This is a genomic window from Pedobacter hiemivivus (genome assembly GCF_004331685.1).
Classification (GTDB): domain Bacteria; phylum Bacteroidota; class Bacteroidia; order Sphingobacteriales; family Sphingobacteriaceae; genus Pedobacter; species Pedobacter hiemivivus.
This window is the reverse complement of record NZ_SJSM01000014.1, coordinates 45,438-60,494: the sequence shown is the minus strand read 5'-3', so window position 1 is coordinate 60,494 and position 15,057 is coordinate 45,438. Positions and strand designations below refer to the sequence as shown.

Below are 15,057 nucleotides of genomic sequence, written 5' to 3'. Positions count from 1 at the left end.
GAAATTATGAAAACTTTAATAGTTATTAAAATAAGCTTAATCGTTTTATTATTTGGAATTGCAGTTGTGGGATGTAAGAAAGATGAAAAGAATTATCCGGACATTCCAAATGCAGTATACATTGTAGCAAAAGTAAATACAGGACCTTATCCGGGGGCTGTAACCGCAGTAGGCAACACGGCAAGCGGATCACCTGCAGTACCGGTTGCCGGAGCCAGGGTATATGTAAATACGCCAAAGGATTATGATGTAGTGGTGAATTTTACCATATCCGGAACAGCGGTGGTTGATGTAAACTATACAATGCCTACATACACAAGTGTGACGATTCCGGCCGGACAGTACTCCGCTGAGATTCTCATTCCTATCAAGAATGTTGCGGTGACGGTGAATAAAACAATTATTATTACTTTGACATCTGCAAGCAATAATGTCGAATTGGGCCTTGGATCGGTTAAATCATATAAAAACTTTACCTATACCATAACTAAACCATAAATTACAATTCACAAATAATGAATCATATCAACAGGAGACAAATTGTTAAGTACGTTTTAAGTACAATAGCTGGTACAGTATTGATGAACGGCTTGCTGCGCAACAGTTCTTTTGCACACACTGCAGGTTTTCCATCTTCCCTTGAGGGAAGTGGGGAACCTGCAGCTTTTGAAATTATCAATGCGGGCGTTGGGGGGAACAATACGGTGGATATGCTAACGCGTATAGCAAAGGATTGCCTTGCCCATCAACCAAAGCTAACCATATTGATGGTCGGTACCAATGACATGAACAGTGTGAAGCACATACCCTTGTCGGAATATGAGCAGCATCTTAAAGAAATGGTGAAACGTATTAAAGCAACGAAGAGCAAGGTGTTGCTGATGACCATACTTCCATGTTATGAGCCCGACCTGCTAACCCGTCATCCTGCAGCATTTTATGAACCCGAGGGGGTGTCCGGAAGAAGAAAGCAAATCAACGATGTCGTTAAAAAAATAGCTGCGGAGCATAAAACCTATTTGCTGGATCTGGAACATCGCTTTTTGGCAATCGGCAAAATTGGTGCTGATAGGGACTCTTTAATTCAAAATCTTGCCAATACCAATAAGAGGGATGGGATTCACCCTACAGTAAACGGATATCGATTTATTGGTTTAACAGTTTATGATTTCATAACTGACCATAAATTGCCGGCTTCGGGCATTGTCTGTTTTGGTGACAGTATCACGAAAGGGGACGGGTCTGTTGATAAAGACAGTTATCCTGGTTTTTTAAGTAAATTGTTAAATACTAAGTAATGAGAAATAAATTCGCAGTTCTGATACTGTCTGTCACCCTTTTGGCTAATACGGCCTGGGCTCAAAAGAAAACTTATGATGCCGATATCATCATTTATGGAGGTACCTCTGCTGCGGTAACAGCGGGTGTGCAAGCCGCAAGATTAGGGAAGTCTGTGATCCTAGTATCACCTGATGTACACCTTGGAGGTCTTTCTTCGGGCGGACTCGGCTTTACGGATACCGGAGATAAGGAGGTTATTGGTGGATTGGCAAGGGAATTTTATCACCGTGTGTTTATGCATTACAATACTGATACAGCCTGGAAGTGGCAGAAAAAGGAAGCATACGGCAATAAAGGTCAGGGTACACCGGCAATAGACGGTGCCGACAGGACCATGTGGATATTTGAACCTCATGTGGCAGAAAAGGTGATGGAAGATTTTGTTAAGGAAAACAAGCTTACCGTATACCGCAATGAATGGCTTAACAGGAAAAATGGCGTCAATAAAGTAAATGGAAAGATCATATCTATTACTACGCTGAGTGGGAAGAAGTTTTATGGCAAGATGTTTATTGATGCAACCTATGAGGGTGACCTTATGGCTTCGGCCAAAGTAAGCTACCATGTAGGCCGGGAAGCCAACAGTGTGTATGGAGAAAATTGGAATGGCATCCAGACGGAAGTTTTTCAACATGGCCATCACTTTGCCAGAAAGATAGATCCTTACAAAGTGCCGGGTGATAAGGCGAGTGGTTTGCTTGCCGGAATTTCCAAGGAGAATCCAGGAATAAAGGGCGAGGGTGACGATAAATTGCAGGCTTATTGTTTCAGGATGTGTTTAACCGATCATCCGGAGAACCGGGTTGCTTTTCCAAAACCTGATGGCTATAATTCTGCAGACTATGAGCTGTTGGCCAGGGTGTTCCAAAGCGGTTGGAATGAACTATTTAATAAGTACGATCCCGTTCCAAACAGGAAGACTGATACGAATAATCACGGTCCTTTTAGTACTGACTATATTGGAGGGAATTATGCTTATCCTGAGGCTTCTTACAAGGAACGTCGAAAGATCATCAAGGATCATGAAAATTATCAGAAGGGGTTACTATATTTCATGGCAACTGATTCACGTATACCGAAGAACCTACAGGCTAAACTGAATACCTGGGGATTGGCAAAGGATGAGTTCAAAGATAATGGCAACTGGCCACATCAATTGTACATTAGGGAGGCCAGGAGGATGGTGAGTGTTTATGTGATGACAGAGCACGAAGTGTTGGGTAAAAAGGAAGTGCCTAATCCGATTGGAATGGGGTCTTATGCATTGGATTCGCACAATACACAGCGATATGTTACTCAGGCAGGTTTTGTACAGAATGAGGGTGATATTGGGGTTAAGGCACCTCTGCCATATAGTATTGCTTATGACGCCATAGTTCCAAAGGAACAGGAATGTGCCAACCTGTTGGTACCGGTATGTTTATCAATCTCTCATATCGCTTTTGGGTCGGTAAGGATGGAACCTGTGTTTATGATTTTAGGCGAATCTGCGGCTACCGCTGCTGCACTGGCTATTGATGGTGGCTTAAGTGTGCAGAAAGTGCCTTATGTACAATTGGAAAAGTTGCTTTTGAACCAAAAGCAACGACTTCGTGCAAGATAATTAGATATTTATTTGGTAGCTTTATATGAGATATACGGAGGAACCTGCCATTTTGCTAGATAAATTATTTTTGTTGGGCATTTTTGACAGGCAGGAGGAAAGAGAGATAATGATTACAATTTGTGGACAATCCAGTTTTTAGACCTTTATAATTTGTTTAATTCGGCTCCTGAAGCTTCTTAACTTTATCTATTTTAATGAGGCCTGCCGCAAATTAAGTCAGAACTTGGTAAGTTTTATGCAATAACGGCAGTTACAACATCTATTTTAGTCGCTATGGCGTAATTGTTGATAAATTAAAAAAAATACGGGTGCTCATTTATAAAACAAATTTTATAGTTTAGAGCATTCCCGAATTAGAAAGGTATATATGGAAGCTAAATTTTCACCACAAGTCAAAGATGTGATCTCCTTTAGCAGGGAAGAAGCCCTGAGATTAGGTCACGATTACATAGGGGCTGAACATCTGTTGTTAGGCCTTATTCGCGAAGGCGATGGTATGGCTATTAAGATATTAAAATCACTGGGTGTTGATACTTCAAAACTTCGTCGTTCAATAGAAGATTCAGTTAGAGGTACATCGAGTGTTACGGTTAATTTGGGAAATATTCCATTAACCAAACAAGCAGAAAAAGTATTAAAGATCACTTATCTGGAAGCAAAGATCTTCAAAAGCGATTTGATAGGTACGGAGCATTTATTGCTTTCTATCCTGCGCGATGATGATAACATTGCCTCACAGATTTTACTACAGTTTAACATCAATTACGAGATATTTAAACAGGAGGTTGAAGTGAATAAAAACGGTTTTAGAGACGAAACGCAAAATAGCGCATCAACCGGTGGTGATGATGATTATCGCGAAGAAGAAGCATTTAGCAGCCCTAAAAAGGTTTCTGATATTAAATCTAAAACTCCGGTTTTGGATAACTTTGGAAGAGATTTGACGAAAGCTGCTGAGGAAGGTCGTTTAGACCCAATTGTTGGACGTGAGAAAGAAATTGAGCGCGTGTCGCAAATTTTATCACGCCGTAAGAAAAATAACCCTATCCTGATTGGTGAGCCGGGTGTTGGTAAATCTGCAATTGCAGAAGGATTGGCATTACGTATTGTTCAACGTAAGGTTTCGAGAGTATTGTTTAACAAACGCGTGGTAACTTTAGACCTGGCCTCATTGGTTGCAGGCACTAAATACCGTGGACAGTTTGAAGAACGTATGAAAGCTGTGATGAACGAGCTGGAAAAATCTACGGATGTGATTCTGTTTATTGATGAGATTCATACCATTGTAGGTGCCGGTGGTGCTTCGGGTTCTTTGGATGCATCGAATATGTTTAAACCTGCTTTGGCTAGGGGCGAAATACAATGCATCGGGGCAACAACATTGGATGAGTACCGTCAGTACATTGAAAAAGATGGTGCCCTGGATCGTCGTTTCCAAAAGGTAATGATTGAGCCAGCAACTCCTGATGAAACCATCGAGATCTTGAATCGTATTAAAGAAAAATATGAAGAACACCACGGTGTAACTTATACCGATGAAGCGATCCATGCTTGTGTGGCTTTAACTTCGAGGTATATTACCGATAGATTCTTGCCAGATAAAGCTATTGATGCTCTGGATGAGGCTGGATCAAGGGTGCATTTAACTAATATTCATGTTCCTGAGAACATCATTACGATTGAGAACAAGATCGAAGAAATTAAGGTAGAGAAAAATAAGGTTGTAAAAAGCCAGAAATATGAAGAAGCTGCAAAATTAAGGGATACTGAAAAGAACCTTTTAGAAGAGCTTGATCGTGCAAAGGCAGAATGGGAAGCCGAAACCAAAACAAAACGTTATACTGTTACGGAAGATAACGTTGCTGAGGTGGTTTCGATGATGACCGGTATTCCTTTACAACGTGTTGGACAAACCGACAGTGCAAAACTGCTGAATATGTACGATACGGTGGCTACCAAAATTATTGGACAGGATGAAGCGATTAAGAAATTAACAAAAGCTATTCAGCGTACCAGAGCGGGATTAAAAGATCCTAAAAAACCAATTGGTTCGTTTATTTTCCTTGGCCCAACTGGTGTAGGTAAAACTGAATTGGCAAAAGAGCTTGCTCGTTTTATGTTTGACAGTGATGATTCGCTGATTCAGATTGATATGAGTGAGTATATGGAGAAATTTGCAGTATCACGTTTAGTGGGTGCGCCTCCGGGATATGTGGGCTATGAAGAAGGTGGACAGCTGACTGAAAAGGTACGTAGAAAACCTTACGCAGTAATTTTGCTGGATGAGATTGAGAAAGCACACCCTGATGTATTCAATATCTTATTGCAAGTATTGGATGAAGGACAGCTGACTGATAGCTTAGGTCGTAAGGTAGATTTTAGAAATACAATCATCATCATGACCTCCAACATTGGTGCACGTCAATTGAAAGACTTTGGACAAGGAGTAGGTTTCTCTACTGCTGCCAAAACAAATCAGGCAGATTCGCATTCAAGAGGAGTGATTGAGAACGCTTTGAAACGTGCTTTTGCACCTGAGTTTTTAAACCGTGTAGATGATGTAGTGGTATTCAACTCATTGGGTAAAGAAGAAATCTTTAAAATCATTGATATTGAATTGAAATCATTGTTTGGCCGTGTTCATAACTTAGGTTATGAGGTGAAGCTGACTGAGAAAGCTAAAGACTTTATTGCTGATAAAGGCTTTGATGCAAACTTTGGTGCGAGACCGCTTAAACGTGCGATTCAGAAATATCTGGAAGATCCGATTGCGGAGGAAATCCTTAAAGGAGAAATCCATGAGGGTGATACGCTGGAGATTGACTATGATAAAGAAAATGATGTTATTGTGGTAGAGAATAAGAGTCCCGGTAATAAGAAGAAGAAAAAAGAAGAAGGAAGTATAGAATAATACCTGGGATGGTATAGCGGAAAACCCTGATGAGCGATAAGCTGATCAGGGTTTTTTATTTGACCAGATTTTAGTCAATATTGGCAACTTAGTGTGCTTTTTACACATTTTGTGAAATTATGCGTCAGAAGATTTTGGTTATTAAGATAAATGCCTCTATTTTAGATAGAAATAGATTAGTTTGAAATATCAATAGTATCAAAATTATTATCAATGAAGTTTAAATTATCATTGGCATTGCCCCTGATTTTATTTGCCTTTAAGGCATCTTCGCAGGAAAAGCAGGAGGCCTACACACAACAAATCAACGGCACAAAATTGAGCTTTGAAATGAAAGCTATTCCCGCTGGTGAGTTTTCGATGGGCAGTAAAAAAGGTAAAGGTGATGAACAGCCTGTTCATACGGTTAAACTCGAGCCTTTTTGGATGGGCGCTGTCGAAGTTACCTGGGATATTTACGAGCCTTTTTTATATAAAGATTACGAAACCACACACAGTATTGGTGTAGTACCAGCCAATGTAGATGCAGTTACCCGACCAACAAAACCTTATCTGGACATGACCTTTGGCATGGGCAAGGAGAATCACCCAGCACTTGCCATGACTCATTATAATGCCATTCAATTTTGCAAATGGTTGTATGCCCGCACAGGCGAATTTTATCGCTTGCCAACGGAAGCTGAATGGGAGTATGCAAGTCGTGCAGGTAATGCAACTGAGTATGCTTTTGGAGATGATGCGACTCAATTGAAGGAATATGCCTGGTATAAAGCCAACAGCGAAGATAAAACACACCCAGTAGGACAAAAGAAGCCTAACCAATGGGGTTTGTATGATATGTATGGCAATGTAGCGGAATGGACTTACGATCAATATAAAGCGGATTTTTATGCTACAGTGAAAGGAGATAAAGCCATTAACCCGCTTTCTGTTCCTGATAAGTTGTATGCAAATGTAATTCGAGGGGGATCGTATGATGATCAGGCTAAAGAATTACGCTCAGCGGCTAGAATGGCTTCTGATCCTGTTTGGAAACAACTGGATCCTCAGATTCCTAAAAGTAATTGGTGGTTTCCAGAAGCTCCATTTATCGGTATGCGATTGGTAAGACCTGTAAAAACACCATCAAAAGCAGATATTGATGCCTATTACAACAGGGCTCCGATTGCGGATTATTAAAAGCAAAAACTCACAAACCAAAGAACCAAATATCAATCGAACATGAACAATGAAGAACTACGCGATAAACGTCGCGAATTTTTAAAAGCCTCAGCCCTGGTTGCAGGTGGAATAATGTTAAACCAGTTTGCTTTTGCAGGTGGACATTCATCAACTGATGATACCATTAAAATAGCTTTAATTGGCTGCGGAGATAGGGGTACAGGCGCTGCTTTTCAGGCTTTAAGTACGAAGCAGAATTTAAAGTTGGTAGCCATGGCTGATGCTTTTGAAGACCGATTGAACAGCAGTTATCAGAAGCTCTCGGAACGGTTTAAAGATAAAGTTGATGTACCTCAGGACCGCAGATTCGTAGGTTTTGATGGTTATGCTAAAGCAATTGCGCTTGCGGATGTGGTTTTATTGGTAACGCCTCCAGGATTTAGGCCAATGCACTTTGAAGAGGCCGTAAAACAAGGTAAACACGTGTTTATGGAGAAGCCTGTAGCTGTTGATGCGCCAGGAATCCGTAAGGTATTGGCTGCCGCTGAATTGGCGAAACAGAAAAAATTAAACGTGGTAGTTGGCTTGCAGCGCAGGTACCAAGCGAATTACAGGGAAACCTTAAAACGCATTGAGGACGGTGCTATAGGTGATATTGTTGGTGGACAGGTGTATTGGAATAGTGGTGGGGTTTGGGTAAAAAAACGTCAGCCCAACCAAACGGAAATGGAATACCAAATGCGTAACTGGTATTATTTTAACTGGTTATGTGGGGATCACATTGTAGAACAGCACGTGCATAATATAGATATTGCCAACTGGGTTAAAAATGCTTATCCAGTTTCGATACAGGGGACAGGTAGTCGCGCCTGGAGAACAGGTAAAGATTATGGTGAGATTTACGATAATCATGCGGTAGAGCTTACTTATGCCGATGGTGCGGTGATTTATAGTCAGTGCCGCCATTATGAGGGTACTGCAAACCGGGTTGATGAAACATTCCAGGGGACTAAAGGCCGTACTTATTTGTCGGCAGGTCATAATGGTGTACTATGGGATAGTAAAGGCAAGCAAATATTTAATCATCCTACCAAGGGTAATGCTAATCCTTACCAAACTGAACATGATGAGTTGTTTGAAGCAATCAGCAAGGGGCAGTTTAAATTTCAGGATGCAGAACGTGCGGCGAAGAGTTGCTTTACGGCAATAATTGGTCGGTATGCTACTTATTCTGGGCAGGTGATTAAATGGGATGATGCTTTAAAAGCGGATAACAGTTTGTTTCCGGATCAGTTGAGTTGGGATGCTAATCCAAAGCTGATGCCTGATGCAAATGGCCTTTATCCAATTCCTACTCCAGGTAAAACAAAGGTGATTTAAATTGGTTAAGTATATTTTATTGATATTTCCCCTGCTGATCTCTTTCCTTTTTAAGGGAAAAGATCAGCAGGAATTTACCATTCGTGGTTATGCGCAGGGGACAGATTATACGGTTAAATATTTTGCCCGGGATAGTGTGGTGACTAAGCGATCGGTAGATAGTATTTTAAGTGTTATAGATTCTTCTATGTCACTTTATAAACCTTATTCATTGATCAATAAGTTCAATGAATCTCTTGAGGGGCTAGATCTGGATCCCCACTTTGCTGCGGTAATGCACAAATCTTTTGTCGTTTACAAAGCCACCAAAGGTAAGTTTGATGTAACCGTAGCTCCCTTGGTGCAAGCCTGGGGTTTTGGTCCTAAGCCTATAAGTAAGTTTCCGGATAGTCTGGAGGTTAAACAGTTGCTTAATTGTGTAGGCATGAATAACCTCAGTTTAAAAGGGAATCACCTTAAAAAAAGCAAACCTTGTGTAAAGATAGATCTGAATGGGATAGCTCAAGGCTATAGTGTTGACGCGGTTGCTGATTATTTAAGTAAAAAAGACATTGCGTCTTTTGTGGTAGAGATAGGTGGGGAGCTGAGGATGAAGGGGCCTAAACCTGACGGCACTGCATTGCGCATTGGTATTGAAGGCCCGGCGACATCAGCAAATGGGGAACCTGTGATCAGGCATGTCATCAGTATTAACAGTGGTGCAATCACAACTGCCGGTAATTACAGGAAGTATCTGCAAAAAGGGGCGAAAAAAATAGCACACCTCATTGACCCAAAAACAGGTTACCCTTTGGATAATTCTTTAATCAGCGTAACCGTTTATGCTAAAGATGCGGTTACGGCTGATGGATATGACAGCCCATTAATGGCGATGAGTGTTCATGAAGCGCTTGATTTTGCATCAAAAAGAGATTTGGAAGCGTATATCATTTATCACAAAAGCGATGGAAGTGTAGCAGATACCTTGACAAAGGGGTTTAAAAAAATGATAGTTGGACTTTAGGCACTTTGAAAAGGCTGGAGTCTAGTTCTATCTTTTGCTCGTTAAGGTGGTTTATGCGGCAATGCAATTTAAAATTGTCTTTGATGAGCTTGGCAATGTTACCATCACCTCTCATTCTGTCGCCAAACCTGCTATCATTCACATTACCACCATGGCAAGATTGAATCATATGCCATACCTTTTCAAAGCGATCAGGGTAGTTTTTACGCAGCCAGTCTTCAAATATTCCACCAATGGCACCATTTAGCCTCACTACTGTATAACCTGCCGCTATGGCTCCGCAATTGGCAATGGTTTTTAAAATAGCAGGGATTTCGTGATCACTTAGACCTGGTACCAGCGGAGCAACCATTACGCCCATAGGAATCCCAGCATTACTCAATTGTTCAACAATCTTTAAACGTTGCTTTGCGGTGGTGGTACGGGGCTCCATTTTCTGGCGCAATTGCTCATTTAAGCTATTAATGGAAACGTATACCATGCAGAGGTTTTGCTTAGCTAGCTCAGTCAGTAGATCTATGTCTCTTAATATCAAAGCATTTTTAGTGATCATGCCAATGGGTTGCTTGTATTCCAAGGCAATTTCCAGCAATTGTCTGGTGATCTTGAATTTCCGTTCGGCAGGTTGGTAGCAATCGGTATTGCCGGATAGGGAAATGACTGAGGCATCCCAGGCTTTACGTTCCAGGAACTTTTTAAATAAAGCTGGCGCATCTGTTTTTACGATGATCTTGCGCTCAAAATCGAGTCCGGCACTGAAGCCCCAATATTCATGTGCATTGCGCGCATAGCAATAGGTGCAACCATGTTCGCAGCCCTGATAAGGGTTTAAGGAATAGGCCATGCCTACATCAGGACTATCTACTTTGTTAACGATGGATTTAGATTTTCCGAGGATAAAAGTAGTCTTATGATCTTCCTCCTCCCAATCGTCAATTCCCTCATCATGCTCTTTTACATAGTCGTTTTTGGCGAAACGGTTGTGCGGATTAAACTGTGCACCGCGCCCTTTAACGTAATTGTCCGGTTTTTCCTCGTCTAAATTCATTAGCTAAAATTACTAATATTATTAGTAATAAGCAAGACGTGATTTAGAATTTAAAAGAGGCTGTCTAAAAAGGTACGTAGAAAAATAGCACATTTTTACCTTTTCGGACAGCCTCATTGTTGTATTAAAGCATCAGATTTTTAGACTGAGCAACAAATTAATTGTCAAAAAAGAATTTAATATCTGTTTCAATTACGCTGAAACTAGTGCCCTTAGTGATACCGGAAGTTCTGACATTTTTACGATCCATAATATCGGCCATCAATGTATAGCCTGCTCTAAAATCTACTATTCTGTAACTACTTTCAGGTTTTATTGGCATAAGTTCATTTGTAAGTATATATGGCAAATCATTTAATGTACCTCTTTTAACTAGTTTATAAGAATACGTTATACCTTTTTCTGCAGGAGGTAATTCTATTGCCTGGCTAAAATTACCGTCAGTAGGAATTTCAATCCGGATGTTGGTGGCCGTATGCTCATAAAGCTTTGTTGTCGAAATCCCGCTGAAAAATACAATATCAATCGGACCATTATATACATCTAAAGCACTTGTGAATTTAGCGGTAAAGAGTATGTTAGCTGGATTTGATGGTTTGGGAAAATTGATGCTTTCATGTACTTTAAAACCGTCAAAGTAGAATCTTAAATTTTGTATGGCCTCCCCCCCAGAAATCTCTTTTGTCAATAGTATGGCGTTGGTTGCCTTGTTACGGATTTGTATCTGATGCTTCTGATTTGGTTCAAACCCTATATTGACTTCAGATGGTGAGTAGTAAACAGAATTCCCACCTTCGCAGATAACTCGACCATCCATCAGTACCTGAAGAGTAGATGAACCGGAATAGCCCTTGAACTTAAGTAGTATAGTTTCATCATAAGCTTTTTCACCATTATAGTAACATCTGATGACCTGCTCAAATTTATCTGCTACAATCTTTCTGGTGGCTAAAATGTCTGTTTGTCCTTTTTTTCGGATTTGTATTTCTGCTTCCGGTTCATCTAATGTAAGCAGAAGATTCATCCCAAATTCACCTTCAGATTTTCCGGATTCAGCAATTACTTTTCCGCTTTTTACGAATTGGAGCGTATCATTTACCGTACTTCCTCTAATCTCTAACTTGATGATATGAGGTGGGTCTGGAACTACCTTTTCTTGTTTTTTACAACTGAAAAGTAGGAATGAAATCATGGCAATAACAACAGTAAGCGTTATTTTATTGGTTTTTAATAACTGTTTCATATTTAATATTTTATGCAGTTTTAGGATTAAAAATTATAGTTCAGCTGTAAGCTAAATGTGCGACCAAAACGTCGGGTAAATGTTTTTTGTTCTCCGGGCTCGTATTTATCTGAAGTTCCGGCTTTGAAATCTTCCTTTTTAGCTTCGACCGGATCTGGAGAGTTTTTGTAAAAAGAGGAAGCTTCATTAAATAAGTTACCCCCGTTAAGTTTAACCAACATTCTATTTTTTAACCATTTGTAGCTTATCTGGACGTCGGTTTGACTTCTCGGTGCTTCATAGTCAATCAGGCTTTCTTGTGAGGCCACGATGTAAGTTTTTATGCCGGTTTTGTTGTACACAGCATTAAAGCCAAAACGCGTTGCCTGATACTGTAAGCCTATGTTTACTAGGTATGGGGTTTGGCCCGACATAGGACGTTTTAGTTTCGAAATAATCTTGCCATCAGTTTTAACCAATGGGTCGAACTGGGCTTCTACCTGAGATTTCTGCAAGGTGGCATTTCCAAACAAAGTCAAATCACTTAGCCATTTTTTCTCGGCAATAAAGTCCAGACTTTTGCGCATTTCAAATTCCAAACCATATACTTTAGCCCATTCCGAATTTGAAATTTGGTAATAGATATTTGAAGAGGCTGCCTGACTAAGTTCTACCGGTTTATCAAAGTATTTGTAAAATCCGCTTACCGAGAATGTTTCACCTAAAGATGGGAACCATTCCGCACGAACATCGTAACTAGTGATCTTGGTACTTGTAATACCTACATTGTGGATCATGCCATCTAAATAGGGGCTATAGCGATAAAACTGGGTATTGTCCATCAATTCCGGGCGTACCACAGCGATAGACCAGGACGTTCGTACATTTATTTTAGGCGTAACGCTGTACGTTAAATTGGCAGATGGCAACAATCTAAAAGCTGGATCATGTTTAGCTTCAAAGACGGTTGGATTACCAGGGATTATTGGGTTACTGCCTTCTGTATATTTATAGTAGTCACCACGTACACCCCATACTAAGCGTAATGTTTCTCCTAATCGGTTATCAAGCATTAAATAACCAGCATCATTGCGACTTTTTCCTGAGTATTTATCATTAAACCACATTTGGAATCCGTAACCATCTACACGCATGTTTTCTGGTTTTTGCATGTCGGCTATAGAAATGAATGCCAGTTTTGGATCCATTTGGTTAGAACTGGTCGTAAATGGCACAATTTTCCAATCAAAGCCTCCTTTTTTACGATTGCCATATAAACCCGCTTTAAGGGTATTGCGTAAACCAAAAACATTAAAAGGTAGCGTTCCAGATACATTCCAGGTATAATGACTTTCATTATTGTTGGAGTATTGGCTAGATAATGGCGCTGCCTTTGGCTCTGAGTATACTCCTGGATAATACAAATACAAGAAATTACCATCAATCAACTTAGGTGCTTGCTCGGCAGTTGTTATAGCCTTTTCCTCACGTTTAATAGCTGTTCTAGCAGCATCCCATTCCAGCTTTACTTTGCCCAATTGATGCTGCCCCATTAGTTTATTTTGCATCAGACTTGTAAAGGTAGGGTCGTCATTCTCGCGTATGGTTGGTGGGCGAGAAGTCAGTTCGTCAGTTTGATCACTAGAAAATCCTGCTGTACGTACCAGATCATTATCAAACACCCGGGTGTAAGTATTACGGAAGCTAAAACGATGTTGACCTAGCTGTAAGCCCATGTTTAACAAGGCACCCCAAGTGGTATTGAAACCATAAGTATTACCATTGTTGTTGTATTCGTTGGCCCATTTCCCTCTATGATAATCACCAAAAGCAACATTGCTTTGTGTATTGCGGTAACTCAAAGCACCTGTAAAGCCTAGTTTATATTGCTTATCTGCTTTTAATGACATTAACCTACCCATTGTAAACTGGTAATTTTGATTGGGCATGGCAGGAGCTTGATAAAGCGTAAAATTATCGTGCTTAAAACGTTTACTTTGTTCGCTAACACGTTGCCTAAATTCCAGGTCTGTTATCGTTTCAAATCCACCGATGGTTCCAGGGCCTCTAACTGAACGGTCTGTGATCAACAAGTTATCGGGTGCACTGCGCCTTCCATCGTCAAAACCAAGGAAGTCATACTTACCACGTTCGTGACTATAAAAAGGCTTTCCTGTCGTTTGATCATTGTATGATGTACCAATAGAAAAACTCGTAAAGTTCTCTGTTGGCATATCCTTAGTATTGATCTGGATCAATCCACCACCAAAACTGGTGTTCATGTCCGGGGTAATGGTTTTGCTCACCACTACATTGTCAACCAGATTTGAAGGGATCATGTCGAAAGAAAAGCTACGACTTTGGGCTTCAGTACTAGGTAAGGCGGTTCCATCTAATACAGCAGCATTATAACGTGCTGTAATACCACGTACCACCACAAACTTGTTATCCATAGTACTAACGCCGCTGATGCGTTTTAAGCTCTCACCGATGTGCTTATCCGGTGTACGGCCAATTTGTTCGGCGCTAATGCCATTGGTCATTTCTGATGCGTTTTTCTGGCGGGTCAACAAGCCCTCTACCGAAGTCTTTTTATAATCCGCAGTTACTACAACTCCGTTTAATGTTGCCGAAGCTGGTTTCATGCTGATGTTTAGCGCTGTATTCTGTCCGCTTTTTACAATTACACCCGTAATTCGTTTGGTTTGATAACTAACATAGCTGATTTCTAGGGTATAAGTTCCTGGATCAGCATTTATGCTAAATGAACCATCAACACCACTGCTCACAGAACGTTCCAGTCCGATAATCTTAATTCCTGCGCCAGGTAAAGCTTCACCTTTCTCGTCCATTATCCGGCCGCTGATTTTACCCGGTTTTACCGGTTCGGGCACTTTATATAACAAGATGGTTTTAGGATCATTGATTTTATAAGCTACACCAGTTCCTTCCAGCATTTTTTTCAATACAATACCTAGAGGCATTTCTTTAGTGTCGATGCTGATTAGTAGTTCGGATTTAAATATTGCCGGGTTATAGTTGATGGCACAACCAGCCTTTTCTTCTAAAATGCCGATCCCTCTGGTTAGGTCGGTATTTGTTAGTTTTAAGCTAATGCGAATCTCATCAATATTTTGTCTGGTTGGATTTGCAGATGCGTTATAAGAGCAAAAAGATGCGAGGAGTAGCGTTATAATGGCGTATTGTATGTTAATTTTATTAAAGTATTCTTTTATTAAAAAGTATAGCATTAACTTCATAGTTTCAAAAGGTTTTTTAATTTTCACGAGTTACGAAACGTTTTATAAGAGCCGCCCTGTTACAGCAGGGGGGCTTTATTTTTTTATTCTTGTTGTTTAAATGATGAAGAATGGATAGCCATTCT

At 40.4% G+C, this 15,057-nt stretch carries 10 protein-coding genes; 7 read left to right on the top strand and 3 right to left on the bottom strand.

What is annotated here, in order from left to right:
- Positions 1 to 6: 6 nt before the first annotated feature.
- From EZ444_RS19035 to EZ444_RS19005, 7 genes are all read left to right on the top strand, one after another.
- A complete protein-coding gene (locus EZ444_RS19035; RefSeq protein WP_131610734.1) occupies positions 7 to 498 on the top strand; it encodes a hypothetical protein in 492 nt (163 codons plus the stop codon).
- A gap of 17 nt (positions 499 to 515) precedes the next feature.
- Positions 516 to 1,298, top strand: a complete 783-nt coding sequence (locus EZ444_RS19030) for an SGNH/GDSL hydrolase family protein (RefSeq protein ID WP_131610733.1) — start codon at positions 516 to 518, stop codon at positions 1,296 to 1,298.
- A complete protein-coding gene (locus EZ444_RS19025) occupies positions 1,298 to 2,944 on the top strand; it encodes an FAD-dependent oxidoreductase (RefSeq protein ID WP_131610732.1) in 1,647 nt (548 codons plus the stop codon). The genes EZ444_RS19030 and EZ444_RS19025 overlap by 1 nt, the downstream gene beginning before the upstream one ends.
- A gap of 370 nt (positions 2,945 to 3,314) precedes the next feature.
- Positions 3,315 to 5,858: an ATP-dependent Clp protease ATP-binding subunit gene (locus tag EZ444_RS19020; protein ID WP_131610731.1), complete on the top strand. Its 2,544-nt coding sequence runs from the start codon at positions 3,315 to 3,317 to the stop codon at positions 5,856 to 5,858.
- A gap of 213 nt (positions 5,859 to 6,071) precedes the next feature.
- Positions 6,072 to 7,037: a formylglycine-generating enzyme family protein gene (locus EZ444_RS19015; RefSeq protein WP_131610730.1), complete on the top strand. Its 966-nt coding sequence runs from the start codon at positions 6,072 to 6,074 to the stop codon at positions 7,035 to 7,037.
- Positions 7,038 to 7,079: 42 nt separating this feature from the next.
- Positions 7,080 to 8,399, top strand: coding sequence for a Gfo/Idh/MocA family protein (locus EZ444_RS19010; protein WP_131610729.1), 1,320 nt, complete (start codon positions 7,080 to 7,082; stop codon positions 8,397 to 8,399).
- A 1-nt stretch (position 8,400) separates the two neighbouring features.
- Positions 8,401 to 9,402 (top strand): FAD:protein FMN transferase, encoded by a 1,002-nt coding sequence (locus tag EZ444_RS19005; RefSeq protein ID WP_165503664.1) that lies wholly within the window; start codon positions 8,401 to 8,403, stop codon positions 9,400 to 9,402.
- Here the strand turns inward: EZ444_RS19005 and EZ444_RS19000 are convergent.
- From EZ444_RS19000 to EZ444_RS18990, 3 genes are all read right to left on the bottom strand, one after another.
- A complete protein-coding gene (locus EZ444_RS19000; RefSeq protein WP_131610728.1) occupies positions 9,377 to 10,450 on the bottom strand; it encodes a PA0069 family radical SAM protein in 1,074 nt (357 codons plus the stop codon). The genes EZ444_RS19005 and EZ444_RS19000 overlap by 26 nt on opposite strands.
- 157 nt (positions 10,451 to 10,607) lie before the next feature.
- Positions 10,608 to 11,693 carry a hypothetical protein gene (locus EZ444_RS18995; protein ID WP_131610727.1) on the bottom strand — a complete coding sequence of 362 codons (1,086 nt, stop codon included), beginning with the start codon at positions 11,691 to 11,693 and terminating at the stop codon, positions 10,608 to 10,610.
- 26 nt (positions 11,694 to 11,719) lie between these two features.
- Positions 11,720 to 14,932, bottom strand: a complete 3,213-nt coding sequence (locus EZ444_RS18990; protein ID WP_131610726.1) for a TonB-dependent receptor — start codon at positions 14,930 to 14,932, stop codon at positions 11,720 to 11,722.
- Positions 14,933 to 15,057 lie beyond the last annotated feature (125 nt).